The sequence below is a fragment of the Allobosea sp. 05T422_2 genome (genome assembly GCF_056396265.1).
Window position 1 is genome coordinate 1 of record NZ_JBFTLD010000443.1, and the last position, 2768, is coordinate 2768.

General features: G+C 61.9%; 4 protein-coding genes and 1 pseudogene. 4 read left to right on the top strand and 1 reads right to left on the bottom strand.

The genetic code is table 11. The annotated features are described in order from the left end of the window. The 4 genes and pseudogenes from AC1DJT_RS35790 to AC1DJT_RS35805 form a co-directional block, all read left to right on the top strand. A partial coding sequence (locus AC1DJT_RS35790; protein WP_476835965.1) for an amino acid ABC transporter permease occupies positions 1–479 on the top strand: 479 nt, incomplete at its 5' end. 110 nt (positions 480–589) lie between these two features. Further along, entirely contained in the window at positions 590–1423 is an 834-nt protein-coding gene (locus AC1DJT_RS35795) for a GNAT family N-acetyltransferase (protein WP_441508757.1), read from the top strand. A 174-nt stretch (positions 1424–1597) separates the two neighbouring features. Then, entirely contained in the window at positions 1598–2077 is a 480-nt protein-coding gene (locus AC1DJT_RS35800) for a hypothetical protein (protein ID WP_441508758.1), read from the top strand. A gap of 304 nt (positions 2078–2381) precedes the next feature. Continuing rightward, a pseudogene (locus AC1DJT_RS35805) lies at positions 2382–2570 on the top strand (helix-turn-helix domain-containing protein); the annotation flags it as partial. Positions 2571–2639: 69 nt separating this feature from the next. Here the strand turns inward: AC1DJT_RS35805 and AC1DJT_RS35810 are convergent. Further along, on the bottom strand, positions 2640–2768 hold a 129-nt coding region (locus AC1DJT_RS35810), incomplete at its 5' end, for a transposase (protein WP_476834322.1).

A 2768-nucleotide genomic window follows, 5' to 3' on the forward strand; every position in this document is an offset into this window, starting at 1 on the left:
ATATCGGGCTCTTCCAGGGCACGCCCCTGCTGATGCAGCTGTTCCTGGTCTTCTTCGGGCTTCCGCTGATCGGCTTCCGCATTGAACCCTGGTCCGCGGCGGTCGTCGCCTTGACCCTTTGCGCCAGCGCCTATCTCGCGGAAATCTGGCGCGGCGGGGTCGAGGCCCTGCCGAAGGGGCAATGGGATGCTGCCAAGAGCCTCGGCCTGCACTATCCCAATCAGATGCGGCTGGTGATCTTGCCACAGGCCTTTGCGATCACACGGGCGCCGGTGGTCGGCTATCTCGTGCAGCTTGTCAAAAGCACGGCGCTGACCTCGATCATCGGTTTCGACGAGTTGATGCGAACCTCCAATGCCATCTCTAATGCGACCTTTGAGCCTCTCACCGTCTATGGCCTGGTTGCATTGATCTATTTCGTCATCTGCCTGCCGCTCACCCGCTACGCCCGCCATCTCAAGGCTCACGCCCCGGCCTGAACAACGACAGCCCGGCTGACGCCCTCGGAGCGCGGTATCTATGCAATGMCGAGCGCGACGCGTTAGATCTGACCCATGTGGATCCCTCCGCCGCAAAGGCTTACAGCGAGATGAGCGAGCGCATCATTCGCAAGCTCGAGATTCTCGAAGTCGAGCAACTCATGGACTGGGCTGCCGCGGAGGGCTGGAATCCCGGCCTCAATGACGCGGCGGTATTCCGTGCGACCGACCCTGAGGGTTTCATTGGCGCCTTCGTCGATGGCGAGATGGTCGCCGGCATCTCGGCGGTTGCCTATGGAACGACCTACGGGTTCATCGGCCTCTACATCTGCCGCGCGGACATGCGCGGCCAAGGTCATGGCAAGGCCGTCTGGAACGCAGGCATGGCGCGGCTCGATGGGCGCATAATCGGGCTCGATGGGGTCGACGAGCAATTCGAGAATTACCGGCGAAAGGGCTTTGCGCCCTCTTACCGAACCATCCGTTTCGGAGGCACTTTTGCGCGCGGCCTGGCTGATAGCCGGACGGTGGACGGCGTCACCCCGGATCTCCTGCGCGAGATCATGGCCTTTGATCGCAGGAGCTTTCCGGAGACGCGGGAAACCTTCCTGACGCACTGGCTCATGCCCCCGCATCATGCGCGCGTCGCAATCTCGGATGGCGCGGTCACCGGGTACGGCGTGGTGCGCAAGTGCCGCTCGGGCTGGAAGATCGGTTCGCTCACAGCAGTAGACGACGCGACGGCCACCGCGCTGGTGCAGAATCTAGGTTCTTCTGCCGAAGGCGATCTCCATATCGACGTTCCAGCCGCGCGGCAGCGGTTCATCGACATGCTGGTCGGTGCCGGCCTTCGGCCTGGTTTCGAGACGACGCGAATGTATCTGGGCACACCGTTTCCTCTGGCGCCCGAGCTGTTCGGCGTGACCACCCTGGAGCTCGGATAGGCGCACCGCACTGCGAGCGCGGCGGCGATATCGGCGAAACCGGTCTCGACCTTGCGCCAGGCAAAGGGCCTGCGGCTGCGCGGTCGCAGGATCTTACCCTCGACGCTTGCCTGAACCGCGAAAATAGAGTGCCATCTCCACGCCGGCAGTGGCCGGGCATTGGGAGACCAGACCATGGCTAGACAAGTGATCCTGGCAGCCGCGTCGGCATTCGTGCTCGCGACCGTCTTTTCCTCACCGTCCCAGGCACTGACGATGAAGGAATGCAGTACGAAATATCAGGACGCCAAGAAGGCGAATACTCTGAAGGGCCAGAAGTGGAACGATTTCCGCAAGGCTCAGTGCGGTGATGACGATGCCGCGGAGAGCGATGCGGCCGCAGCTGTCCAGGATGCTCCCGTAGCTCCGGCTCCAGCTGCCGCGCCGGCAACGCCCGGAGCCAAGCCGGCCGCCGCTCCTGCGCGGGCAAAGGCGGCGGTGTTCCCCAAGACCGTCGCGCAGAAATACTCGGATGAGTCGCCCGGCAAGGCTCGGCTGAAGACCTGCGCGGATCAATACAATGCCAACAAATCCGCCAACGCCAACGGCACCCTGAAATGGATCGAGAAGGGCGGCGGCTACTGGAGCCAGTGCAACGCCAAGCTCAAGAGCTGACCCGATGTGGCGGCGGCCCAGGCCGCCGCCATTTTGCCAACTGTTTCCATGTAGAAGCGCGCTTTTGCGCGATCAGAACATGAACTCTGGAGTTCATCGCAACCAGGCCGCCCCGGCGCCGCCAGCTTCCCCGGATTGGTGACCGGTCCACGGCAGTATCCTTGCAGAAGATTGAGTGATTGCGATGGTCATTTACCTCTCATTAACCCTTTTCGCCCCCTTTTGGATCGTCTTCTGAGTTGGAGCTGGGGGCTCACAAAGGGAAGATGACATGCAGGCTTTCGACCCTGAGAACGGTGCCGAACATCTCGTCGGACGACCTGTCGCAGATGTCGAGCGCGATCTGATCCTCGCCACCTTGAAGGAAACCGGCGGCAATCGCACCCATGCAGCCGCCATGCTTTGCATATCGATCAGAACGCTCCGCAATAAGCTGGGCGCCTATGCCTCTGACGGCTACGAGATTCCAGAGGCCGGCCAATCCGCGCATTGAGGGATTTTGCGGCGATAAATGGGCTGCTCGCATTGGCGCGGCAGCCCATCTAGGCTCAGGACTCGTTGATCAGAGCCAGAAGATGACGGCCGCGGCGATACAGATTGCCGAGAAGAAAGTGTGGGCGCAGCGGTCGTATCGTGTGGCGATGCGTCGCCAGTCTTTGAGCTTAGCGAAGAGGTTCTCGACCTTGTGGCG

Coding starts and splice junctions, on each gene's coding strand:
- AC1DJT_RS35795 (WP_441508757.1), top strand. CDS start 590: ATGAGCGAGCGCATCATTCGCAAGCTCGAGATTCTCGAAGTCGAGCAA.
- AC1DJT_RS35800 (WP_441508758.1), top strand. CDS start 1,598: ATGGCTAGACAAGTGATCCTGGCAGCCGCGTCGGCATTCGTGCTCGCG.